We start from the raw sequence: 22,759 nt of genomic DNA, 5'->3' as shown, positions 1-22,759 counted from the left end.
ATCTATATGACTTAAACGCAGCAAAGGAGCACCGAGAGAGCGAGTATGGCAAAAAACACCGCAAACTATGGTAACGACAGTATCCGCCAGCTCAAGGACGAGGAGCGCGTACGCCTGCGCCCCGCCGTCATCTTTGGCTCGGACGGACTCGACGGCTGCGCGCATGCCGCCTTCGAGATCCTGTCCAACGCCGTTGACGAGGCGCGCCAGGGCTACGGCAAGCTCATCATCCTTACCGCCTTTCGCGATGGTTCCATTCAGGTAGAGGACAACGGCCGCGGCTGCCCGCTCGACTGGAACCCCTCCGAAAAACGCTTTAACTGGGAACTCGTCTTTTGCGAGCTCTACGCAGGTGGCAAATACAACAACAACCAGGGCGGCGACTACGACTTCTCGCTCGGCACCAACGGCCTGGGCTCCTGCGCGACTCAGTACGCTTCCGAGTACATGGATGTCACCGTCTGGCGTGACGGTAACAAGTACTCCCTGCACTTTAAGAAGGGCAAGGTCGTCGGCGCCAAAAAGAAGGCACTCGAGATTGAGCCCAGCGACGAGGACCGCACCGGCACCACCATCAAGTGGCGTCCCGATCTTGAGGTCTTTACCTCCATCAGCATCCCCCACGATTGGTATCGCGAGACAATGCGCCGCCAGGCCGTGGTCAACGCCAACGTGACCTTCCGCCTGCGTATCGAGGGCGACGATGGCGAGTTTTCCGAAGAGGATTTTTGCTATCCCAAGGGCATCGAGGACTACGTGCTCGAGAAGGTCGGTACCGACTACCTCACCGAGCCCTTCTTTATCGAGGCCGACCGTCGCGGTCGCGATCGCGAGGACCTGCCCGACTACAACGTGAAGATTACCGCGTGCATGTGCTTCTCGCGCACCTTCATGATGCAGGAGTACTACCACAACTCATCGTGGCTCGAGAACGGCGGTTCGCCCGAGAAGGCCGCCCGCAGCGCTCTGACCAGTGCCATCGATGCTTACATTAAGCAACAGGGCAAGTACAACAAAAACGAGAGCGGCATTAAGTGGCAGGACGTCCAGGACTGTCTGGTGCTGGTGACCAACTGCTTCTCCACCCAGACGTCCTATGAAAACCAGACTAAGAAGGCCATCAACAACCGCTTTATCCAGCAGGCCATGACGGCCTTCTTTAAGGAGCGGCTCTCGACCTACCTAATCGAGAACAAAGACGCTGCCAACAAGATCATGGAGCAGGTGCTCATCAACAAGCGTTCGCGCGAGAACGCCGAGAAGACGCGTCAGAGCATCAAGACCAACCTACAGCAGAAGACCGACATGGCCAACCGCGTGCAGAAGTTCATCGACTGCCGCTCCAAGGACAAGAGCCGCCGCGAGATCTACATCGTAGAGGGCGACTCGGCGGCAGGCGCCATTCGCACCTCGCGCGATGCCGAGTTCCAGGGCGTTATGCCCGTCCGCGGTAAGATCCTCAACTGCCTGAAGGAGGACTATCCGCGCATCTTTAAGTCCGACATCATCATGGACCTTATGCGCGTGCTGGGCTGCGGTGTGGAGATCAAGGACAAGCGCATCAAGAACCTTGGTGCCTTTGACCTGGACAACCTCAACTGGAACAAGGTCATCATCTGTACGGACGCCGACGTCGACGGTTATCACATCCGTACGCTCGTGCTCACCATGCTCTACCGCCTGGTGCCCACGCTTATCGACGAGGGTTACGTGTATATCGCCGAATCGCCGCTCTACGAGATCAACTGCAAAGAGAAGACCTACTTTGCCTACACCGAGCTCGAGAAGAACGGCATCCTCAAGGAGATTGGCGACCAAAAGTGCTCCATCAACCGCTCCAAGGGTCTTGGTGAGAACGACCCGGACATGATGTGGCTCACCACTATGAACCCCGAGACGCGTCGTCTGATCAAGGTGGAGCCCGAGGACGTCACCAAGATGGAGACCATGTTCAACCTGTTGCTGGGCAATGACGAGGCAGGCCGCAAGCGCCATATCTCAGAGCATGGCAAGGAATACCTGGACCAGCTGGACCTGCAGTAGCAGCAAATCGATAACGACGGCCCTTAAGAAGTTCAAGAGGATATCGTGGCAAAGAAGAAGACGAAGAACCAGCCAAAGAAAAAGCAGGTCAACGCCGAGAACGTCATCGGCCTGCACTCCGAGGTCACCGACCAGCCGATCACGCAGACGCTCGAGGTCAACTACATGCCCTACGCCATGAGCGTCAACGTCTCGCGTGCGTTCCCCGAGATCGACGGCTTTAAGCCCTCGCACCGCAAGCTGCTCTACACCATGTACAAGATGGGTCTGCTCAAGGGCGAGCGCCAGAAGAGCGCCAACATCGTGGGCCAGACCATGAAGCTCAACCCGCACGGCGATGCCGCGATCTACGAGACGATGGTGCGCCTGGCAACCGGCAACGAGGCGTTGCTCGCACCGTTCGTTGAGTCGAAGGGCAACTTTGGCAAGTACTATTCGGGCGACCTGAGCTACGCCGCCTCGCGTTATACCGAAGCCAAGCTCTCCCCCATCAGCGCCGAGATCTTCAAGGACATCGACAAGGACCCGGTCGACTTCGTCGACAGCTACGACGGTGCCATGAAGGAGCCGCGCCTGCTGCCCACCACGTTCCCCAACATCCTTGTCTCGGCCAACAAGGGCATCGGCGTCGCCATGGCGTCCGACATCTGCGGCTTCAACCTCAACGAGGTCTGCACCGCCACGATGCACTACCTGCAGGATCCCGATTGCGACCTGCTCGAGTACATGCCCATGCCCGACTTCTCGACCGGCGGCGAGATCATCTACCGCCGCGAGGAGATGGAAAAGATTATTGAGACCGGCCTGGGCAGCTTCCAGATTCGCTCCCGCTGGCGTTGGATTCCCGAAGAGCGCATCATCGAGGTCTACGAGATCCCCTACACCACCAAGACCGATGTCATCATCGAGCGCATCGTCAAGCTCTCCAAAGAGGGCAAGGTCAAGGAGATCGCTGACATCCGCGACGAAACCGACCTCTCGGGCTTGCGCATCGCCATCGACCTTAAGCGCGGCGTCGACCCCGACAAGCTCATGGCCAAGCTCTATCGCTCGACCACGCTGCAGGATTCGTTCTCGTGCAACTTCAACGTGTTGGTCGATGGTTACCCTCGCGTTATGGGCGTGCGTCAGATCCTGCACGAGTGGGTCAAGTGGCGTATTGAGTCCACGCGTCGCCGCATTAACTTTGACCTGGGCAAAAAGTCCGAGCGCCTGCACCTGCTGCACGGCCTTGAGGCAATCCTGCTCGACATCGACAAGGCCATCGCCATCATCCGCGGCACCAAGCTCGAAGCCGAGGTCGTACCCAACCTTATGAAGGGTTTCGACATCGACGAAACCCAGGCCGAGTTTGTTGCCGAGCTTAAGCTCCGCAACATCAACGAGGAGTACATCCTCAACCGCACCAAGGACATCGCTAAGCTCGAGGGCGAGATTGCCGAGCTTGAGGAGATCCTCTCCAGCGAGGAGAACATCAAGAAGGTCATCAGCGACGAGTTGGCAGCGGTCAACAAAAAGTATGTGATGCCGCGCCGCACGGGCAGGATCGAGCCCCATGAGGTTATCGAGGTAAGCCTGGAGCCCGAGGTCGAGGAGTACCCGGTGACCATCATGCTCTCACGCGACGGCTATCTCAAAAAGATGACGGACCGCGTGCTCAAGAAGGCCACCACGCTCAAGTACAAGGACGGCGACAAGCCCTTTATCGAGTTCCCGTCCTCCAACACGCACGAGCTGCTCGTGTTTACCAACAAGAGCCAGGTGTACAAGTGCAAGGTTGCGGCGTTTGAGGACACCAAGTCGGCCCAGCTGGGCTCGTACCTGCCGACCGATCTTGAGATGGAACCCGACGAGAGTGTCATCTGGGCCATCGACCCCGAGGACTACAAGGCCGACGTGCTGTTTGTCTTTGAGAACGGCCGCGTGGTGCGCGTCGCGCTTTCTGGATACGTCACCAAGACCAACCGCAAACGCCTCAAGAACGCCATCTACGGTGGCAGCAAGCTGCTGTATGCCCAGGTGCTCAACACAGATCGCGACATCGCGCTGGTCTCGAGCGACTATCGTTTGATGAACTTCAACACGTCGCTGCTCAAGACCAAGACGACCACCAACACGCAGGGTGTCCAGGCCTTTACCGCCAAGAAGGGCCGCTCGGTCACCACCGTCGGCACGACCGAGGAAATCCTTGGCACCGGCGTCTCGGCCGAAAAGTTCACCGCGCAGAGCCTACCCTCCGCCGGTGCCCTCATGAAGGAAAACGACATGCCGAGCCTGTTTGACTAGGACGACGGCAGAACCGCCATAAGCTCTCAAAACGGCGGGGCCCGGAGCGCAGTAAATGCTGCGCTCCGAGCCCCATGCATTACAGCAGCATCATCCCTATAGACAAAATGCCGCATAAAGCGGAACAGACATAAGCCCATCATTCATTCCAAAGGGCTTAGTCGATAGTCTGATAAGGCGCACGCCCGGATGGGTCTTTTTAAGTGAGGACAGGCTTCGAGATCTTGTGTTCTCCCCCGCCTTGACTTCAATCGCAGACAAGCATCCCTGCTTCTCTACTACAAAGTCGATTTCCGCACGATTATCTCGCGCCCAATAATGCAGCGGATAACCCATGGCTGAAAGCTGTTGGGCAACGTAGTTTTCGGTAAGTGCACCCATGAATGTACCGCCGATGCCGGCAAGAATATCGGCGCGTTGAGCACCGGCCTTGGAGACGAACAGCCCCGTATCCGCCTGATAGATTTTAAAAGCAGAGGGGTTAACGAAGGCCTCTAACGGGCTTTCGATCTGCCCGACTAGGCTGCAGCGCGCCACCGTACCCGACAATACAAGCCAGTCGAGAGCATCTCCAAAGAGAGACGCATTGCCTCCCGCTCGCACTACCTTGTATTGAAATTTACGATTCTCTTTGGCAAGCTGCTGTGGAATGGAATCGAAGCACGCACGCGTCTTTGCGCTCAAGCGTTCATCAGCATATTTATTGGTGTCGGCGGAATATCCGTCGAGAATAATCCGATGCTTTTCGGCCACATCAATGATTGACTGATCATCGATGTACGTTTGGACCGCCTCGGGCATTCCGCCAACAACAAGATACTGTCGATAGAGCCCAAGCGCCTTTTCATGAAGGCTTGGCGCAAGAGGACCCATTAGCTCGAATGACGAGCGTATCTCGTCGACCAGTTGATCGTGCCCCATCGCCCAGAGAAACTCCTCGAAATCGAGTGGAGTCATCTCAATCAAGTCGGTCTTTCCAACGGGGAACGAATACGACTGATGGTTAATGGCAACCCCAAGAAGCGACCCAGCAGCCGCAACGTAATACTCGGGAGCATCTTCGCAAAAGTATTTAAGGGAAGTGAGCGCTTCCTCGCATGCCTGGATCTCGTCAATGAACAGTAAGGTTTTGCCAGGCACGATACGCTGTCCCGTACGAGCCTCGATCGCGCGTACGATCGAATGAGGGTCAAGACCGCCCGAAAAATCTGCTCGCGCCGACCGGTCGTTCTCAAGATTAACGTAGACAACCGATTCGAAAAGATCCTGGGCGTACGTTCTGAGCAGATAGGTCTTGCCACACTGGCGCACGCCTTTGACCAGCAAAGGTTTTCTATCAGCCTTGTCTCGCCATTCCCTAAGGAGCTCGTCTGCCTTGCGACGCATACGCAACCTTCCCTCATGAATTTCTGTTTAACAATATTTTAACGCGGATTAATTTGTTTTCAGTTATTTTTCTGCGTTTAAAAATTGTTCTATACGGTACTTGAGGGAATACACCCCTATTCATATACTCGCGATACAACCGATTGCCATGTGTTCTTCTTGCCCTTAGGCCAGCTTGCGAGCGAGCTCTCGCACCTCTTCCAACTTGGGCGAAGAGGCCATGCTGTCGCGCTCGGTCATACCGCTGATGGTGACAATGCCCTGGTCCTCCCACTTGCAGTACGCGCAGGTTGACTTGCACATGGCGATCGCCGCATCATAGACGCCCTCGCTGTGGCTATCGAGCAAAAGGGCCGTCTTGGTGAACGGGAATCCCGTGGCACCGAAGGCGTACAGGCGGTCGATGGCGGCCTTCTCCTGCGCGGTGATATCAAACCAGTAGATAGGCGAAGCGAAGACTCCCTCCTTCATGCCGCAGGCGCTCGGCACGCATTTTGTTGTAAGCAAAACAGATGGAGCTATTCAGTCGTCTGTAGATCGCATCTCTCGTTCGCGCTCTCCAAAGAAGGTGCAAGCAGAAGCATCACGGGCATTGATCGGCGCCGATATGAATCACGACATGAAACCGTAAGGGTTGGCCAGAGGTTGCTAGATTCGGTAGCTCGCAGCAATAGAGCGAATGACGACTTCGGCGATATAATCCGTGTCATCTTGATTGTTCCCGCGCGGAAGGTACAGCTCATGTCCAAGCTCAACATCGACCAGCGATCGATTCGCGATCTTCTCACCGATAAGCGATCAGACTTCCTCATCCCCGACTACCAGAGGCCCTACGCCTGGGGCGAGGATGAATGCGCAACGCTGTGGGATGACCTGTTCTCGTTCGCTTTTCCAGGCGATGACTACGAGCGTTTCGACAGCGAGAACGACGAATACTTCCTAGGACCCATCGTCACCTTTAAGAACCTCTCTGGCCAACTCGAGATCATTGACGGCCAGCAACGCCTCACCACCATCATGCTGCTGCTCCGCGCGTTCTACGACAAGTTCACCAACATGAAGGATAAGCAGTCTGTGAAGATGCGCGAGGCAATCGCCCGTTGTGTATGGAAGACCGACGAGTTCGACGAGCCCGACATGGAGCGTCTCAAGATCGACTCCGAGGTTGCATCGGACAACGACAAAAATGAATTCCTCGAGATTTTACGAGAGGGCAATGTAGGCGATGGCTGGAAAAGCGCCTATGCCCGCAACTTTGCTTTCTTCCAGAGGAAAATTGAGCAACTGGTGAGCGAGTGGCCCACCTACACCGTCTACATGGCCACACGCGTCATCAACAATGTGATACTGTTGCCCATTGAAGCGGAGTCGCAGGACACCGCGCTACGCATCTTCTCGACTCTAAACGACCGAGGGTTGCCTCTCTCGGATGCCGACATCTTCAAGAGCCAGTTCTACAAGCATTATTCCGACACGGGGCGCAAGGATGAGTTCATCCGTCGCTGGAAGGGGCTCGAGGAGGGAGCGAACGCTATCTTCCGGCCCATGCGCGGTACACCAACCGATGAGCTATTTACGCGCTATATGTACTACCGCCGCGCGAAGAAAGGCATCCGCGACACGACCACCGCATCGTTGCGCGACTTCTTCGGTGCCGATGGCTACGCCATACTCAAGGAGGACGCCACGCTCGGCGATCTTGAGGCCCTGCTCGGCTTCTGGCAACGCGTCGACGCGCAGGAAGGATTCAGCGAGCGCGTGCTCCGCAGGCTCTTCGTGCTGAACTACGCCCCCAACGGCATGTGGACCTATCTGCTAAGCGTATGGTTCCTTGCCAACAGCGACAGCAAAGGTGTCCTCGATGACGAGGCACTCTACGGCTTTCTAAACAAGATCACGGCATTCATTTTCGCCTACGCCATTGAGCGACCCGGCGTGAACGCGCTGCGTTCGCCAGTGTATCCCGAGATGATCAACATCGTGGAGCACCGCCCGGTGGAGTTTCCTAACCACCACTTCAATCGCGCAAATATTGCTGAGCGATTCCGGACCTACGTGTTCACCAACGGCAGGCCTGTAACGAAGTCCATGCTCACTTGGTGGGCGTACGCAGACCCAGATCAACCACTCATGGACCTAGACACCACGCTCGAAATTGAGCACATCTATGCCAAGAAGCGCAACGAGATAGACCCGCTCGTCGATCAATCCAGCCTGGAGGCGCTGGGTAACAAGGCGCTGCTCGAGAAGCGTGTAAACATCCGCGCGGCCGACTACAGATTCTGCGATAAACGCAAGTACTATGAGGGATACACCGACGGCAACGGCAAGCGCAAAGCCGGAACAAATATCGCGGAACTCAAGCGCCTGACGCAAGTCATGGGAGACTTCACCGAAATAGACATCGCGACTCGCACGGCACGGATCATCGATGCCTTCGTGGACTACCTGGGCGACAACGGGCTTTTGAGCTAAGGAGCGAACATGTTCGAAAGACTAACCAAGTACGCTGGCAAGCTGGCGGACAGAAACATGAATGTCGAGTTTGGGGGCGGGACGTTCGGACTCGAGGATTTCGTCGACGATTTCTATGAACTGGACGGGTTCGCGGACACCAGCTACTTCGAGACGCTTGAACGCCATAGCATCGACACCTCGGAAGGCATAGACAGCTGCGACATCGACCATGGGGACATTGACCTGATACGTGCATGCATCACGTGGTGCGTTCGTGGCGACCGCTTCTGCGACGGACTCCTTGCCGCGCAAGCCAGGAGCGGGTTTCTGGACCGTTGCCTCTCCCGGCTGAAGGAGCTCGACGAGGGCCGATCGACTGCCGCGAAGACATTTCGACCGTGACAGCTACCAACGATAAGCAATAAATCAAGGAGCGTTCCTCAGATAAAGGCCAGTTACAGCTGATAGCAAAACTTGCAAAAAATAGCAAAAGTTGCAAAAGAAAATGTCAGCAACTATGCATGGCAATCAGTAACCCTCTTGGCAAGAGAAGTAGGCTTTCCACCAACACCGATTGCCATGCGTTCTTCTTGCCCTTAGGCGAGCTTGCGAGCGAGCTCTCGCACCTCTTCCAACTTGAGCGACGATGCCATGCTGTCGCGCTCGGTCATACCGCTAATGGTGACAATGCCCTGGTCCTCCCACTTGCAGTACGCGCAGGTTGACTTGTACATAGCAATCGCCGCATCATAGACGCCCTCACTGTGACTATCGAGTAAAAGGGCCGTCTTGGTGAACGGGAAACCCGTGGCACCGAAGGCGTACAGGCGGTCGATGGCGGCCTTCTCCTGCGCGGTGATATCAAACCAGTAGATAGGCGAAGCGAAGACAACCATGTCGGCGTCTTTCAGCGACTCGATCACGTTGGCCATGTCATCCTTCTGCACGCAAGTGCCCTCGTGGGCGAAGCAATACTGACACCCCAGACAACCAGCGATTTTCTTACTGGCAACGCGGATGACCTCGACCGTATGGCCACCCTCACGCGCGGTCTCAGCAAACGCCTCGACCATGGTGTCGGTATTGGCGCCCTTGCGCGGGCTACCGCTCAATACAACGATATTCATAAGAATCTCCCTTCTTCATGCCGCAGGCGCGCGGCATACATTTCGTTGTAACCAAAACGGATGGAGCTATTCAGTCGTCTGTAGATCGCATCTCTCGTTCGTGTTCTCTAGACACAATCTCATTGCCTGATAACTCCTCGGCCACCTTGATTCTCTCTCCGAGAATTGAACAGCAAATCGTTGCTCGCAAAGTATCGACTGTGAGAAAATTAGCTTGAGCTTTCTCCCTGCTCGCATAAGCGTTCGCGTGAAAGAGCCTAGCCGCATCGGCCAGGCGCAATATAGATCCGCGGAAACCGGCCTACGAACAAGGAACGTCTTATGTATGGACAGTATGTTGCACCGCAGACCCATAACAAACGGACTGGCCTGTCTATCCGCGACGTCAAGCGTCATGCAGACGCCAGAATCGCCGCCTTCGGAGTAAGCATTCTTGTGGCAGGACTGCTTTTGCTACCCTGCGCAGCACTGGCGACAGAAATGCCCGAAACCGATGTCGCAGCACCCATTACCTGCGACGAAGCCAACGCGGAAGGCAGCCTCACAGCTACCACCGTTGTCGACCATAACTATGACCTGGAGCTCCCTCCTGCCTTTATGTTGGTCCAGAATGAGGCGTTTGTATACGATTTCCCCGACAAACCCGAAGACTTCATCTACGGGCTTAACGACACCGTCCTTCTCTTCAAGATTGACACCGATACCGAAGGCCTTATAAAAACCGAGAACCCCAAAGAGGCCAGCGTCTCTATTGCCCTGACCATGATCGACAATCACGTTAGAGCAACCGCAGTCTTTACAGGCGGCTACGCCGACGACCAAATCCCTTACAGGCTGAACCTCATCAGCTCAACTCACCTTAGCACACACGTTGACCGTGACTTCGACAGCGGGCAGGGGATAATGCACGAAACGCGGCACGATTACTACATCCGCTACGTCTTCGACAGCGACGTGCACTTGATTGCAACCGATACGAGCGGTTCCAAACCCGATCCAAGTGTTAAACCGAGCCCAGAGGTCAAACCCGAACCGGAAACCAAGCCCGAGCCCACACCGCAGCCCAAGGCAGACAAGCCCGCGGCAAATCCCGTTTCCACTAAGGCAGTAGCGGCGGTTAAACCAGCCGGGACCACCTTACCCGCGACGGGCGACAACGGTGCGATGGCAGCCGCCCTGAGTGTTGCCGGTGGCGTAATTGCAGCAGTTGGCATTTCCGCAACAAGGCGTCGCAACCGCTAGCCAGCATTTCGTACCCCGCAGACAAAGCTCTATCCCCGCTCCGATGAGCTTTACTCACCGAGAAGTTTCTTCCCCACGGAAATGAGTTTCTTTCCAACGGCCGCCTTCACGCCAATCATTACAACCACGTGGGCAGTGCGGGCTTCGAGATCCGCAGCGATGATGTCCCCCGATGCCCGCACTGCGGCTGGCAGCTTGTGCCGTGGGTGCGAGACGACACGTTTTTGCTGGGCACGGTATGGCGCGAGAGTCTCGAACGATACGAGCGCTTCGTGCGCGAGCGCGGTAGTAGCCGCGTGCTGTTGCTGGAGCTCGGCGTGGGCGAGATGACCCCCGGCATCATTACACTCCCGTTCTGGAGCATGACCGCAAAGCTGCCGGATGCGCACCTGCTGAGCGTGAACATCTCGGGCGATTCGGCTCCGCTGCAGCTTGGAAGCAAGGCAGAGGCGATCCAGGCAGACTTGGGTGCCTTGTTCTCGGCGGCGCGGGCCGACGACTAGTAGCGCGGCGAGGCGTCTTGCCGCAAACCGTCCTCGCTAAATGCATGACCGTTAATAAGTAAAAAGCAAGGTGCGTCTTATTTCAAATACTCCTCAAAGAACGCTTTCAGCTTTCCAAACGGAATGACGTCCATCTGATCGTAGAGGTCGGTGTGGCTGGCACCGGGGATAATGAGCAATTCCTTGTTGTCCCCCGTCAGCTTGCTGTACGCGGTTTCGCTGAAATAGCGGGAGTGTGCTTTCTCGCCATGCACCAGCAATACCGCAGAGCGAATTTCGCTGCTGTATTGCAAAATCGGCATATTCAGGAACGACAGCGAGGACGTCACATTCCAACCACCGTTGGAGTTCAGGCTGCGGGGATGGTAGCCTCGCGGAGTTTTGTAGTAGGCGTAATAGTCCGCTACAAACTGCGGCGCGTCCTCCGGTAGCGGATCGACCACGCCGCCCGCCAGCGCATAGCCGTCGTTTTTATAGTCCTCGGTGCGCTGCACGTTCAACGCTTTCCGCTTTTCAAAGCGCGCCTGCTCGGAATCCTCGGCGTCAAAATAGCCGTTTGCGGTCACGCGGGTCATATCGTACATGGTCATAGCCGCGGTAGCTTTGATACGGGTGTCGATGGCCGCCGCATTGACTGCCATGCCGCCCCAACCGCAGATACCGATAATGCCGATACGCTCCGGGTCAACGCTTTCCTGCACGGAGAGGAAATCCACCGCTGCGCAGAAGTCCTCGGTGTTGATGTCCGGGGATGCCACATAGCGGGGCGTACCGCCGCTCTCGCCGGTATAGGACGGGTCAAAGGCAATTGCGAAAAAGCCCAGCTCCGCCATTTTCTGCGCGTACAGACCGGAGGACTGCTCCTTCACCGCGCCAAACGGGCCGCTGACGGCGATGGCGGGCAGCTTGCCTTCCGCGTTCTTAGGCACGTACACGTCGGCAGCCAGCGTGATGCCGTAGCGGTTGTGGAAGGTCGCCTTGCTGTGCTCAACCTTGTCGTTTTTGGGGAACACCTTGTCCCATTCCCGCGTCAGTTTCAACTGCTCCATGCCTAAGCCTCCTTGTCAGTCGCTTTAAGGTATTGCTCGTCGTCCACGGGCTCCAACCACTCGTTGGAGGCCTCCTCGCCCGGAACCTCCACTGCGAGATGGGAGAACCAGCTGTCGGGCGCCGCACCGTGCCAATGTTTCACACCCGGGGCGATGTTGACCACGTCGCCAGGGCGCAGTTCCTGTGCCGATTTGCCCCATTCCTGGTAAAACCCTCGACCGGCCACGCAGACGAGGATCTGTCCGCCACCGCTTTTGGCGTGATGGACGTGCCAGTTGTTGCGGCAGCCGGGCTCGAACGTCACGTTGTAGACGCCGACCTGCTCGGTGGAAAGGGGCGCGAGGTAGCTTTGCCCGATAAAGTACTTCGCAAATGCGTCGTTGGGGGCACCGATGGGAAAAGCCATCTCGTTTTGGTGTCGGGCCTTTGCGTCGGTGCCGTCGCCCTCGTCCGCCCAGACCTCCTTCGCCATGCGGAAGGCCGCCCATGCCTTGGGCCATCCCGCATAAAACGCCGCGTGCGTAAGGATTTCCGCTATCTCCGTCCTAGTCACGCCATTGTTCCTTGCGGACATCAGATGGTATTGGAACGAAGAGTCCGTCAGTCCCTGCGCCATCAGGGCCACCACCGTCACCACGCTGCGGTCTCGAAGGGAAAGCCCGTCTTCTCGGCTCCACACCTCGCCGAACAGCACATCGTCATTGAGCTGTGCAAATTTGGGGGCAAAGTCCCCCAGGGCATCCCTGCCCGCCGTCTGCTTAATCGTCATGTTTGATTCCTCCTGTCGATGGTTTTGAGTGCAAAACTGCTTCCGCGCAACTAAGCCGCGCCTAGACTCCCATGCCCATTCGTCGCGCCCGGTCAAGAGCGGGATGCCCGGCGATTTCGCCCACGCCGTTCACGCCGCCGGCGAGTACCGTTCCGGCAAGCGTGCAACGAGGGAAGCAGTCAACCCATCCCTGCACCGCCTTCTTCGCGCCGTCGAAGGTCGAGCACCCGTCCTCCGCCGCCGTCGCCAACAGATACACCTCGGTGAATGCATAATCGGAGCTGAAAAGCGGGTTGGCGCGGTCCAGCATGGTCTTGAGCTGGCCGCAGACGCTGTAGTAGTAGACGGGCGTTGCGAACACCAACACATCCGCATCGTGCATCTTGGCGGCAATTCCCACAGCATCGTCCTGGATGACGCAGTGCCCCAGCTTCAGGCAGGCAAGGCAGCCCTTGCAGAAGCCGAGCTGCTTTTCGCGCAGGCGCACGGTCTCCACGCTGTGGCCCGCTTCCCGCGCGCCCTTGGCGAACGCGTCCGCCAACGTCTCGGAGTTGCCGTTCTTTCGAGGACTTGAGGAGACTATCAAAACCGTTTTGCTCATTACGGAATACCCCTTGAACTCGCGATTTATATTGACGAGAATGAAGGTAATACCTAAACCTGACTTTAGGTCAAGGAGTGAATTCGAGATTCGTACGGAGGGACCATGTACACAATCGGACAGGTGGCGGAGATGTTCGGTCTGCCCGTTTCCACGCTGCGGTATTACGACAAGCAGGGATTGTTTCCGGAATTGGAGCGGACGTCCGGCATTCGCCGATTCGGCGATACGGAGCTCGAGGCGCTTCGGGTCATCGAATGCCTGAAGAAGGCTGGGATGGAGATCAAGGACATCCGGCTGTTCATGGAATGGTGCGCGGAGGGCCCATCGACATATCCCAAGCGCAAGGCCATGTTCGAGGAGCAGAAGGCCCACATGGAGTCGGAGATCGCAAACATGAACCGTGCGCTGGATATGTTGAAGTTCAAATGCTGGTACTACGAGCAGGCAATCCAAGATGGCAACGAGGATAGAGTGAAGGCGCTGATTCCCGACAATTTGCCAAAAGAAATCAAAGATACCTACGATAACGCCCACACTCAATAATGCCGCCCGATCTCAAGGGAATTCGGTGAGGAGTCCTCTTCGGTTAGTGATGTACTTCTTCCCCTTGATGTCATAGCGCTTTGCCTCATAGAAGACGAAGGCGTCGCGGAGGTAGAAGATATAGCGCCCGACGGTGACGTGGTTGGTGGGAACTCTGTTGGCGTCGAGGACGTTGGCGATGTTGTTGGGCGAGTTGAGGTTGCCGGAGTTGTCCATCATGTACTCGGCCAGCCTCTCCAACACGGTGGAGTCGGTACGTATTGCGGTCTACCCAAGCCATAATCCACTCCTTCTCGGTTTCGAAACTCGATTATTTCTAAAGTTTCGAAACCGAGAAGGCAATGTGCACAAGGATGCATCGAGGAGCGAATCCCAGTAGCGCCATGTCAGCAGCGATGCCGGGCGCATTCGCACGTGCTACAATCCAACCACCAGAGATGAAAACACAGTCCCCGTCGGGTAGTCGTGGGCGTGCGCTAGTCCGCATCAGTAACCTGCCTCCTTGGTTGTCCCTTCTCTGCATGGTCATCTACATAAAGGAGGAACCAACCATGCAGATCAGCGTGTCGTCCACCCTGACCGTATATCACGACGGCCAATTCTGGGTCGGGCTGGCGGAGCACGTCGAGGACGGCAGATACGGCGCCGCCCGCATCGTCTTCGGCGCAGAACCGTCCAATGAGGAGATCCTGCGATTCGTTGTCAACAAATGGGCGAAGCTCTCGTTCTTCGGCCACGATCCGACCGAGGCGAGCAAGTCCGCGAAGAACCCCAAGCGGCGCGCTCGCGAGGCAGTGAAAGCCCTTAAACGGCCCGCGATGAGCACCAAGGCACAACAGGCGCTCGCGGCACAGCGGGAAGCGATGAAGCGGGAGTCGGCTCAAGCAAGAAGTCAGCGTCGCGCGGATGAGGCGGAGACGCGCTTCGAGCAGCGAAAGTTGAAGCGCAAGCAGAAACATCGCGGGCTTTGATCGCCATTCGCAGCAAGGCAAACCATATACAGCAGCGGCGTCAGTTCCACTTGAAGCCGACGCCGCGTAGACGCTGATGGTAACGGCTGCGCGCGGGCACGGGCGCGCCACTGCACTTCACAGCTTGTTTCTCAAGTATTTGGGACGCACACGCGGCGTTCAAAAATGCGGAGCGACTCCGCATGGCTCGAGACTGAGCCGAGGTGCCCTACTTCTCGCCCTCCAGCAGCCCCACGATGCGGTCGATGTCGACGGCAAAGCGAGGCCTTCCCTCGCGCTCGTAGCGGTCGAGGTACGCCTGGCACTCGGAGACAATGCGCTTGGTGTTGCCATCGATGATGCGCCGGAACGTCTCGTAGTAGGCCGAGCCCTAGGTCCTGAAGCGGCGCTGGTAGGCCTTGGTTATGGGGAACATCTTGATGTAGTGGATGCCGTGGCGGCAGCCGGGGCGCGTCGTGGGGCGGGGTGGCAACACAAAGTACTGGTCTTTGGGCACGTTAGGGGCGATGTTGGAGCGCAGCGGCACGGCGAAGTCCCTGCGCTTCCCGCGGAAACGCAGCCTCACCACCACGATGCAGGGGCGATTGTGCTTAAGCATGGGCTCGCGGTCGCCCTCGACGAGATCGAAGAAGTCCTGGGGATGGATACGATCTTCATCGGTTACGCCCCCTTCATACGAAGCGGGGCCCGCATCGTTGCAGGCCCCTACAGGTGGGCGATATTCTACGCCTTGCGGCACCCCGTCGCCCACGGAGGTTAAACGTACACGTAAGCCGTACTCTGAAAGCCGCGGCTTCCGGCGAGTAGTTTATACCACGAAAGGTCGATTTCAATGCGCATAGCTCGCAAAATAACACTCGCTGGGCCGTCACCCCTGATCTTCTCGACCGCCTCCTCCGGGTACTTATTGCGTGCCGCGGGCACCTCCGTCCTTGTTATCGCGATAAACATACCATGAGTGGCCTACGGGTCGAGAAGGGTTGGCGCCAAAAGAGCCCAACGGCCGTTACGGCTTCGTTAGAAACGCGCCCCACCATGGATGGTGAACCCGAAAGGTAAGGCGCGCGGGCACGGCGACTCGGCCCGCGCGCCCGGAAGAGAAAGGACGAACCCATGGGTTACATGCTCGAGACGCGCGGGCTCACCAAGCGCTTCGGCCGCGGCGACCAGGCGCAGGACGCCGTGGCCGACGTGAGCCTTCATATCCGCGAGGGCGAGGTGTACGGGCTGCTCGGCCCCAACGGCGCCGGCAAGTCGACAACGCTCAAGATGATCTGCGGAATGCTGCGGCCGACGGCCGGGGAGATCCTCTTTGCCGGGCACGCCTGGCGCCGCGAGGACCTCTACGCAATCGGCAGCCTCATCGAGGAGGCGCCGCTCTACCCCAACCTCACCGCGCGCGAGAACCTGCGCGTGCGCACCACGCTGCTGGGCCTTCCCGAGAGCCGCGTAGATGAGGTGCTCGCCGCCGTGGGCCTCGCGGACACCGGGAAGAAGCGCGCCGGGCGCTTCTCGATGGGCATGCGGCAGCGCCTGGGGCTCGCGCTGGCGCTGATCGCCCGGCCACGCCTGCTCGTGCTCGACGAGCCCACCAACGGCCTCGACCCCATCGGCATCGAGGAGCTGCGCGACCAGATCCGCGGCTTCGCGGCGGCGGGTACGACGGTGATCGTCTCGAGCCACATCCTCTCCGAGGTGCAGCAGATGGCTGACACCATCGGCATCATCTACGGGGGGCGCCTCGCCTACGAGGATGCGCTTCGGCCCGGGCAGGACCTCGAGGAACTCTTCATGAGCGTCTGCCGGGAGGGGCGTCGAGCGCGCGGGGAGGTGGCGGCATGACGGGCGAGAAAGGCGGCCTGCTCGCGTGCCTGCGCGCCGAGGCCCTGAAGTCGCGCCACGCGGCACCGGTTCGCCTGGCCGTGCTCATGGCGCTGCCGATGCCGCTGCTCGGCGCGATGCCCTACCGGGGCGTGCAGATCTTCAGCGCGTGGAACTACTGGTACGCGCTCTTCCTGCCCGTGGCCCTCTCGCTCGTGGTGGCGTGCGTCGCGCGGGCGGACACGCGCACGCGGATGCGGGGGCTTCTAGGCTTGGGCTTCCCGCTCGGGCGCGCCTGGTGGGCCAAGGCGCTCTGGTGCCTCGCGCTCTGCACGCTCTCGAACCTCGTGGTCTTCGGCATCTACCTCGCGGGCTCGGCGTTCTCCTCGCAGGGCCTCACGGCCGCGGGCACGCTCACGATGCTCCTCTGCGCGCTCGCCAACACGGTGACCGCGGCGTGGATGATCCCCGCAGGGCTCTTCCTCACAGCGCGACTCGGCATGCTCGCGGGCATCTTCTGCCCGCTCGCCGCACAGCTCGTGGGTGGGTTCGCCTGGTCGCTGGTGCCGCTGCCGCAGCTCTTTCCGCCGTCGGCGAGCATGGTCATCCCCACGAGCTTCATCCCCGTGCTGCCGAGCGGCGAGCCACTCGCGGCGGACATGGCGCTCGGCGGGGCGCTCACGGCGGACGGCATGCTCACACTGGCGGGCCTTGCGGTCTGCGCGCTCGCATTCGCCGCGCTCACGGCGGCGGGCGCGGCCTGGTTCGCGCGCTCCGAGGAGAGGTGATGGCCATGACACGACTCTCCGACCCGACGCCGCGCATGACTCTCCCGCGGGCCCTGCTCTCCGAGGCCCTGCGCCTGGCGCGCTCCCCGCTCACGGCGGTGCACCTCGTCTGCGGCCTGGCAGCCGGTCTTGCCTGCGGCGAGTACTTCTCCGTAACCCGATGGGACCCGGCGCTGGGCGCGGACGCCTACGCCCAGTTCCTCGGCGCCCTCATGCCGCTCATGTCCGCCATCGTCTGCGGGCTCGCCGTGGACGAGGAGCGCACTGCCGGGCGCCTCGCCAACCTCACGGCGGTCCCCTCGCGCGGGCGCGCCGTCGCGGCGAAGCTGCTCGCCCTTGCGGCGCTCGGCGCGGGCGCGCTGGCCGTGGCGCTCGGCGTGTTCGGGGCCGTGCTCGCCGTCGCCGGGCGCCTGCCGCTCGGGCCCGCTCCGCTTGCGGCCGCCTGGGCGGGCATCGTGCTGGGCAGCCTGCCCCTCTACGCGCTGGAGCTCGGCGTGGCCCTGCGCCTCGGCCGCAACGCCGCCATCGGCGCCGGCGCGGCGGGGATGCTCCTCGCGTTCTTCTCAGTGGGCGGACTTGCGCACGGCCTCATGACCGGCGAGCTCACCGGTGCCCTGGCGACGCCCCTGAGCTGGGTGCCGCTCGCCTGGCCCGCGCGCCTGGGGTCGCTCGGGGTAGAGGCCTTCATCGACGCCGCACGCGCGGCGGGCCCTCTCCTCACGACTGCGCTCGCTGGCCTCGTGCTCACCCTGGCAGCCGCCGCCGTCCTTCTGGCCTGGTTCTGCCGTTTCGAGGACGGGAGGGCAGATGAGTAGGAAGCCGCTCGCCGCCGTGCTCGCCCTCCTCTCCGCAGCGCTCGTCCTGGGCGGGAATGCCCTGCTCGACGCCGGCTGGGGGTCGGCGCTGCGCTCGATCGCCGACCGCGTGCTGCCCAACCCTGAGATCGCCATGTGGGCGCCCGCGCCCGCGGCTGCGCGCGGGGCTCTGGACCGCTGAGCGCGGCGCAAGTACAATGCCGACGGGAGTTTCAGGAGGTCGAACATGGCGAGGATACTGGCAGTGGATGATGAGCGGGCGATCCTCGACGCGCTCGCGCGCGTCCTCGGCCGCGACGGTCATGAGGTCGTCAAGGCAGCGGACCCGACGGCGGTCCCGGGGATGGACCTCTCGCGCTTCGACCTCGTGCTCTGCGACGTCATGATGCCGGGGCTCGACGGCTTCGAGCTCGTGCGGCAGATCCGCCCGGACTTCGACGGGCCCATCATCTTCCTGACCGCGCGCGTGGCCGAGGAGGACGCCGTGGCCGGCTACGGCCTGGGCGCCGACGACTACGTCCGCAAGCCCTTCGGGGCCGCGGAGCTGCGCGCCAAGGTCGCGGCCCATCTACGCCGTGAGCGCCGGCCGCGCTCGCACGCCCTCTCCTTCGGGGAGGTGCGGATCGACCTCGGGGCGCGCGGCCTCGCCGTGAGCGGCAAGGCCGTGCCGCTCACGCCCACCGAGTACGCCATCTGCGAGTACCTCGCCCGCCACCCCGGGCAGGTCATGAGCCGCGCGCAGATCCGCGAGGCAGTGCTCGGCTGGGAGAGCGACGCCGACGACGCGGCCATATCCATGCAGGTCAGCCGCGCCCGGAGGAAACTCTCCGAGGCCGGCGCCGATCCGATCGCGACCGTCTGGGGGATGGGGTACAAGTGGCAGCTCTGAGGACCGGGGCGCGAGGTCGCGGGGGCATGCCGCTCTCCTTCGTCATCGCGCGCTACTTCGCCTACGCGTTCGCGGCGGTCGCCACGGCGTGGCTCGCCTCGTTCATGGCGCTCTCCGCGGCGATCAACGCGGGCTTTGTCTACGAGGCAAGCTGGGGGCCGGCCAATGCGCGCGAGGTCGCGGAGGGTCTGGCACGCGACGGCGTCTGCGGGCAGCAGGACGTGCCGACGGCGTACCGCTACCTCATCCTGAATAAGGACGGATACGTGCTGATGACAGACCTCGAGGGCACGCGGCTCGAGGACGCGACGGAAATGGCCCGCGCGGCACTCGCCACGGATCCGGGCACAGTGGAGATCGAGGGCGGGGGCTCGGGCCTCACCTACGCCGCGTTCCCGCTCAAGGGCGGCGGGGCCTGCGCACTCGTCAGCGAGTACCTGCCGCAGTGGGTCTCGCGCGACCTCGCCGGCCTGCTTCCCAACCCGCAGAACCTCATGCTCGTCGGCGCCGCTGCGGGAAGCGCGCTCGCGCTCGCGCTCGTGGCGCGCCGCGCGAGCCGCGTGATCTCGCGCAAGATGGCGCCGCTCGCGGAGGCGGCGGAGCGCGTCGGCGCGGGGGAGCTCGACTTCGCGGTCGGCAGCACCAACGTGCGCGAGGTGAACGACGTCCTCGCCGCGATGGACGCCATGCGGACCTCCCTCGCCGAGTCGCTCGAGGCCCGCTGGGCCGCGGAGCGGGGGCAGCGCGAACAGGTGGCGTCGCTCGCCCACGACCTCAAGACGCCGCTCACCGTGCTGCGCGCCAACGCCGACTTCGTGGCGGAGGAGCTGGAAGACGAGAAGGACGCCGACCTCGCGGCCGCCGCGCGCGACATAGCCGGAAGTGTCGAAAGGCTCGACGGCTACGTGCGCCTGCTCATCGAGGCCTCGCGCGGGTCCGGCGGGGCGGAGAGGGCCCCCATGCGGCCGGCCGAGCTCTGCGAGCAGGTCCTCGCCGAGGCCGCCCAGATCGCCCGGGCGCGAGGCGTGACGCTCGACGCGGCCACGGGCCCCGCTGTCGCGGGCGCGCCCGAGGCCCCGCTCGACCGAACCGCCCTGGCGCGAGCCGCCGCGAACCTCGTGGCCAACGCCGCCGAGCACGCGCGCTCGCGCGTGGCGGTCTCCTGCGACGTCGCGGGCGGGTACCTCGTCATCGAGGTCGCTGATGACGGACCTGGCTTCTCTCCCGCCGCCCTCGAACGCGGCTGTGAGCGCCTCTTCACAGACGACTCCTCCCGCTCCTCGCGCGACGGAGGCCGCCACTACGGGCTCGGCCTCCACGCCGCCTCCGAGGCCGCGAGCGCCCACGGGGGCTCCGTCTCGCTCGCCAACAGCCCCTCGGGCGGCGCGGTGGCCACCATCGCGGTCCCCCTGTGCGGGGCCTGACGACTCGGGCCCTCACACCGGCGTGGCTCGCAATCAAACGCTTCCCGGATAATAATGCCCGTTGCAGGGATCACCCTGTCTAGTCGCCGCCCATGCGCATGAGCATGTCGGCGATGCGAGTCGTCATCTCGTCCGCCGCTGCACGGATGTTGGCGACCCAGGACGCAAGGCCGGCCTGATCGGATGCCTCCGCTTCAAGCACGTCGCAGTTCGCGGTCACCGCCATGAGCGGGGTGACGAGGTCGTGCGAGGCGGTGCAAACGAACGCGTGCTCCCGCGCCTCGGCCTCCGCCACCGGTCGCAGGGCGCGTCCCGTTGCCGACCACGCCACGGTGAGCCCCCCCCCAAAAAAAGCCGAAGCGATCGGCGTCACTCGCTTCGCTAAATCAACTTTATGGGATGACGGATCACGGTCTTGAGCTTCTCCGGCGCGCACTTGCGCGGGTCGGAGAGGTAAATCTCGTGATGCAGACGGGCTTCGGAGAAGTCGGGGGCGTAGCCCCGTTCCGCCGCGAATGTGCGCATGGCGTCTATGGTCGCCGGCTCGTCGTCGTAAGGCCCGGTATGCATGCACTGAACGCAAAGGCCCTCGTCGACCCTCAGCAGCTCGACCGCCGAGAAGTCCAGCTTCTTCTTGGCGGCAGCTTCCGAAACTGCCCAGTCGAAGTCCTCGCGAGTGACGAAATCGGGCAGACGGATGCACGAGATGAAGTTGAAGTCATCCTTCCGCGCATAATCAATCTCGCCATCGGCGCGGTCTTGCCACCAGAAGCCCTCGAGAGGCGGCACGACGAAGTCGAAATAGCCCTCGATTTCCCGCGGGCCCTTCTTCGACATCTTGATGGTATATGCGACGCCGTAGAGCAGCGGCAACGCGTTCTGGTACTCGCCGCCTTCGGCATTGGGATCGCCCTTGCCCCGCACGGCAACGTAGCTCATAGGCGGAACGGTTACGACGCCCGGCTTGCCCGACGGCCTGTAGAGCTCCCTGAACTCCTTCTTGAAATCGTACGCCATCGCAACAAACCTCCCTGAGCTTGAGTTTCCGTCGATATCCGACCAAATATAGCAATGGGCGCGGCTTCGGAAGAGGCCGCGCCCATTGCAGGATATTATAACACAGAATCGAACGTTTGTTCTATTCCCACTCAATGAGGAGAAGCGTCCATAAGGTTTATGGTGTTGCTCTGATTCCATCACGTTGCATGCAGTGCGTGAGGATGTTCCGCAAAGTGGTACCCATTTGATACTCACTGGATAGCGTCATTCACTCTTGTCCTTGTGGCATGCGGGTGAGGATATCATTAAGCATCTTCTCGTCGATCCAAGGCCAATCGACGAAATCCTCAACTCCACCTTTTCCGGTGAACACAGAGAGTTCCTCATTGATTTTAAGAACAAGGCAAATGAGCAAAGTGAGCAAATAGCAGTAATCATGCTCAATCCCCTGCGAATTAGGATCACTGACGGCTCCGTCGGCGTGATCATATCTGTTGCGAAGAGCCATTGAGTTGCTGAACTTGGCATCGTTAAACATGAAATTCATGTAGTCTGCCTCATTTGGAGTCAACAGGTGTTCTGAGTATTCCAGCATCCTCTCCGAAATTAATCCATCGACAGTTGCCTTGAGTTCTTCAGGCAGAAGACACATCGGGAAAGCGCCACGTTGCCAAACCCGGTAAAGCAGTTTCGTCTTGGGGGTTGCTTCGATGAAGCCATCAACGGAGATGCAGATAAACCCTTCGTTGACCAATTCTTCAAGTGAGGCTGAGCACCCTTCGTAAAAGTCGGCAATCGTCAAATCGTTTGTAGTGATTGCATCTATAAATGATCGAAAGCTACGATGGTCGGGGCAATGCGCAAGCATAGACTGGTCCGAGAACAACGCATTCCCGTATCGGAACAAGCTCTTCCCTTCTACGAGGTATTTCTTCCCAAGAAGAGACGGCAGAGATTCAAAGTGCTTTATTTGCATGTGACGAAAATGGGGGTGCGGACGATTTCTTGGACCGCGCCTAGGCGTATCCAAGCTTCCTGCGGT

General features: G+C 60.3%; 25 protein-coding genes. 14 read left to right on the top strand and 11 right to left on the bottom strand.

The window, feature by feature from the left end; all coding sequences use genetic code 11:
• Positions 1–45: 45 nt before the first annotated feature.
• Both JMJ97_RS02045 and JMJ97_RS02040 read left to right on the top strand, forming a co-directional pair.
• The gene (locus JMJ97_RS02045; protein WP_260698993.1) at positions 46–2,043 is read left to right on the top strand and encodes a DNA gyrase/topoisomerase IV subunit B; all 1,998 of its coding nucleotides are present in this window, start codon (positions 46–48) and stop codon (positions 2,041–2,043) included.
• A gap of 45 nt (positions 2,044–2,088) precedes the next feature.
• Positions 2,089–4,329, top strand: a complete 2,241-nt coding sequence (locus tag JMJ97_RS02040) for a DNA gyrase subunit A (RefSeq protein WP_260698992.1) — start codon at positions 2,089–2,091, stop codon at positions 4,327–4,329.
• Positions 4,330–4,425: 96 nt separating this feature from the next.
• Here the strand turns inward: JMJ97_RS02040 and JMJ97_RS02035 are convergent, their stop codons facing one another.
• Complete coding sequence (locus tag JMJ97_RS02035) at positions 4,426–5,715, bottom strand: ATP-binding protein (protein ID WP_260698991.1); 1,290 nt, start codon at positions 5,713–5,715, stop codon at positions 4,426–4,428.
• Between the two features lie 165 nt (positions 5,716–5,880).
• Positions 5,881–6,186, bottom strand: a complete 306-nt coding sequence (locus JMJ97_RS02030) for a flavodoxin family protein (protein WP_260698990.1) — start codon at positions 6,184–6,186, stop codon at positions 5,881–5,883.
• A gap of 270 nt (positions 6,187–6,456) precedes the next feature.
• Between JMJ97_RS02030 and JMJ97_RS02025 the strand changes: the two genes are divergently transcribed.
• Both JMJ97_RS02025 and JMJ97_RS02020 read left to right on the top strand, forming a co-directional pair.
• Positions 6,457–8,190, top strand: coding sequence for a DUF262 domain-containing protein (locus JMJ97_RS02025; RefSeq protein WP_055309968.1), 1,734 nt, complete (start codon positions 6,457–6,459; stop codon positions 8,188–8,190).
• Positions 8,191–8,199: 9 nt separating this feature from the next.
• Positions 8,200–8,574, top strand: coding sequence for a DUF6508 domain-containing protein (locus JMJ97_RS02020; protein ID WP_055309967.1), 375 nt, complete (start codon positions 8,200–8,202; stop codon positions 8,572–8,574).
• A gap of 194 nt (positions 8,575–8,768) precedes the next feature.
• Here the strand turns inward: JMJ97_RS02020 and JMJ97_RS02015 are convergent, their stop codons facing one another.
• Positions 8,769–9,299, bottom strand: a complete 531-nt coding sequence (locus JMJ97_RS02015) for a flavodoxin family protein (RefSeq protein WP_260698989.1) — start codon at positions 9,297–9,299, stop codon at positions 8,769–8,771.
• Positions 9,300–9,620: 321 nt separating this feature from the next.
• On the opposite strand from JMJ97_RS02015, the gene JMJ97_RS02010 reads away from it, so the two are divergent.
• Positions 9,621–10,541: a procyclic acidic repetitive family protein gene (locus tag JMJ97_RS02010; protein ID WP_260698988.1), complete on the top strand. Its 921-nt coding sequence runs from the start codon at positions 9,621–9,623 to the stop codon at positions 10,539–10,541.
• Between the two features lie 197 nt (positions 10,542–10,738).
• Positions 10,739–11,044, top strand: a complete 306-nt coding sequence (locus JMJ97_RS02005) for a hypothetical protein (protein WP_260698987.1) — start codon at positions 10,739–10,741, stop codon at positions 11,042–11,044.
• 77 nt (positions 11,045–11,121) lie between these two features.
• Here JMJ97_RS02005 and JMJ97_RS02000 read toward each other — a convergent pair whose 3' ends face one another.
• The 3 genes from JMJ97_RS02000 to JMJ97_RS01990 form a co-directional block, all read right to left on the bottom strand.
• Complete coding sequence (locus JMJ97_RS02000) at positions 11,122–12,093, bottom strand: alpha/beta hydrolase (protein ID WP_260698986.1); 972 nt, start codon at positions 12,091–12,093, stop codon at positions 11,122–11,124.
• 2 nt (positions 12,094–12,095) lie between these two features.
• A complete protein-coding gene (locus JMJ97_RS01995) occupies positions 12,096–12,863 on the bottom strand; it encodes a carboxymuconolactone decarboxylase family protein (RefSeq protein WP_260698985.1) in 768 nt (255 codons plus the stop codon).
• A gap of 61 nt (positions 12,864–12,924) precedes the next feature.
• Positions 12,925–13,464 (bottom strand): flavodoxin family protein, encoded by a 540-nt coding sequence (locus tag JMJ97_RS01990; protein WP_260698984.1) that lies wholly within the window; start codon positions 13,462–13,464, stop codon positions 12,925–12,927.
• A 105-nt stretch (positions 13,465–13,569) separates the two neighbouring features.
• Between JMJ97_RS01990 and JMJ97_RS01985 the strand changes: the two genes are divergently transcribed.
• Complete coding sequence (locus JMJ97_RS01985; RefSeq protein ID WP_260698983.1) at positions 13,570–14,010, top strand: MerR family transcriptional regulator; 441 nt, start codon at positions 13,570–13,572, stop codon at positions 14,008–14,010.
• 12 nt (positions 14,011–14,022) lie between these two features.
• Here JMJ97_RS01985 and JMJ97_RS01980 read toward each other — a convergent pair whose 3' ends face one another.
• Entirely contained in the window at positions 14,023–14,253 is a 231-nt protein-coding gene (locus JMJ97_RS01980; protein WP_260698982.1) for a hypothetical protein, read from the bottom strand.
• Positions 14,254–14,561: 308 nt separating this feature from the next.
• Between JMJ97_RS01980 and JMJ97_RS01975 the strand changes: the two genes are divergently transcribed.
• Positions 14,562–14,981, top strand: a complete 420-nt coding sequence (locus JMJ97_RS01975) for a YjdF family protein (RefSeq protein ID WP_260698981.1) — start codon at positions 14,562–14,564, stop codon at positions 14,979–14,981.
• A gap of 370 nt (positions 14,982–15,351) precedes the next feature.
• On the opposite strand, the gene JMJ97_RS01970 is transcribed toward JMJ97_RS01975, so the two are convergent.
• Positions 15,352–15,720, bottom strand: a complete 369-nt coding sequence (locus tag JMJ97_RS01970; RefSeq protein ID WP_260698980.1) for a hypothetical protein — start codon at positions 15,718–15,720, stop codon at positions 15,352–15,354.
• A gap of 374 nt (positions 15,721–16,094) precedes the next feature.
• Here JMJ97_RS01970 and JMJ97_RS01965 point away from each other — a divergent pair, with 374 nt between their 5' ends.
• From JMJ97_RS01965 to JMJ97_RS01940, 6 genes are read left to right on the top strand one after another with little or no spacing between them, the layout of a single operon-like run.
• On the top strand, positions 16,095–16,823 hold the full coding sequence (locus JMJ97_RS01965) for a lantibiotic protection ABC transporter ATP-binding protein (protein ID WP_260698979.1): 729 nt from the start codon (positions 16,095–16,097) through the stop codon (positions 16,821–16,823).
• Positions 16,820–17,590 (top strand): ABC-2 family transporter permease, encoded by a 771-nt coding sequence (locus tag JMJ97_RS01960; protein WP_260698978.1) that lies wholly within the window; start codon positions 16,820–16,822, stop codon positions 17,588–17,590. The genes JMJ97_RS01965 and JMJ97_RS01960 overlap by 4 nt, the downstream gene beginning before the upstream one ends.
• Complete coding sequence (locus tag JMJ97_RS01955; protein ID WP_260698977.1) at positions 17,590–18,405, top strand: ABC-2 family transporter permease; 816 nt, start codon at positions 17,590–17,592, stop codon at positions 18,403–18,405. The genes JMJ97_RS01960 and JMJ97_RS01955 overlap by 1 nt, the downstream gene beginning before the upstream one ends.
• Positions 18,398–18,586: a hypothetical protein gene (locus JMJ97_RS01950; RefSeq protein WP_260698976.1), complete on the top strand. Its 189-nt coding sequence runs from the start codon at positions 18,398–18,400 to the stop codon at positions 18,584–18,586. The genes JMJ97_RS01955 and JMJ97_RS01950 overlap by 8 nt, the downstream gene beginning before the upstream one ends.
• A gap of 45 nt (positions 18,587–18,631) precedes the next feature.
• The gene (locus JMJ97_RS01945; protein ID WP_260698975.1) at positions 18,632–19,294 is read left to right on the top strand and encodes a response regulator transcription factor; all 663 of its coding nucleotides are present in this window, start codon (positions 18,632–18,634) and stop codon (positions 19,292–19,294) included.
• A gap of 26 nt (positions 19,295–19,320) precedes the next feature.
• The gene (locus tag JMJ97_RS01940) at positions 19,321–20,718 is read left to right on the top strand and encodes a sensor histidine kinase (protein WP_260698974.1); all 1,398 of its coding nucleotides are present in this window, start codon (positions 19,321–19,323) and stop codon (positions 20,716–20,718) included.
• 79 nt (positions 20,719–20,797) lie between these two features.
• Here the strand turns inward: JMJ97_RS01940 and JMJ97_RS01935 are convergent, their stop codons facing one another.
• The 3 genes from JMJ97_RS01935 to JMJ97_RS01925 all read right to left on the bottom strand — a co-directional run.
• Positions 20,798–21,049: a histidine kinase dimerization/phospho-acceptor domain-containing protein gene (locus JMJ97_RS01935; protein WP_260698973.1), complete on the bottom strand. Its 252-nt coding sequence runs from the start codon at positions 21,047–21,049 to the stop codon at positions 20,798–20,800.
• A gap of 50 nt (positions 21,050–21,099) precedes the next feature.
• Positions 21,100–21,735: a GyrI-like domain-containing protein gene (locus JMJ97_RS01930; RefSeq protein ID WP_260698972.1), complete on the bottom strand. Its 636-nt coding sequence runs from the start codon at positions 21,733–21,735 to the stop codon at positions 21,100–21,102.
• Between the two features lie 250 nt (positions 21,736–21,985).
• On the bottom strand, positions 21,986–22,759 hold a 774-nt coding region (locus JMJ97_RS01925), incomplete at its 5' end, for a hypothetical protein (protein WP_260698971.1).

The sequence above is a fragment of the Collinsella aerofaciens genome, assembly GCF_025289055.1.
Taxonomy (GTDB): Bacteria; Actinomycetota; Coriobacteriia; order Coriobacteriales; family Coriobacteriaceae; genus Collinsella.
The sequence above is the reverse complement of the archived record's forward strand: the minus strand, read 5'-3'. Positions and strand labels throughout refer to the sequence as shown.